Origin of the sequence: Paraburkholderia sp. SIMBA_054, assembly GCF_046534875.1 — a bacterium.
GTDB lineage: Bacteria > Pseudomonadota > Gammaproteobacteria > Burkholderiales > Burkholderiaceae > Paraburkholderia > Paraburkholderia hospita.
In genome coordinates this window covers 1-251 of record NZ_JAWRXV010001293.1, presented here as the reverse complement: position 1 = coordinate 251, position 251 = coordinate 1, and the positions used below count along the sequence as shown (strand labels likewise).

General features: G+C 73.3%; 1 pseudogene. It reads left to right on the top strand.

Going from position 1 to position 251, the window contains the following annotated elements:
* A pseudogene (locus SB822_RS59280) lies at positions 1–251 on the top strand (hypothetical protein); the annotation flags it as partial.

Here is a 251-nt window from a genome sequence, read left to right as displayed (position 1 = left end):
ACCTCTCCCGCGCCGACGCGCTGGCCACGCTGCGGGCACAGGCGGACGGATTGCAGGGCGTGCGCTGGGTCGACCGCACCGCCGATTTCTCGCAGCTGCTCGGGCACTACCGCCACATGATGGGTGCGCTGCTGCTCGCCGGCGTGGCGCTGGTCTTCGGCGTGCTGGCGTGGCGCTATCGCCGGCAATCCTGGCGGGTGATCGCGCCGACCCTGCTGGCCGGCCTGCTCACCGTCGCCCTGCTGGGCTGG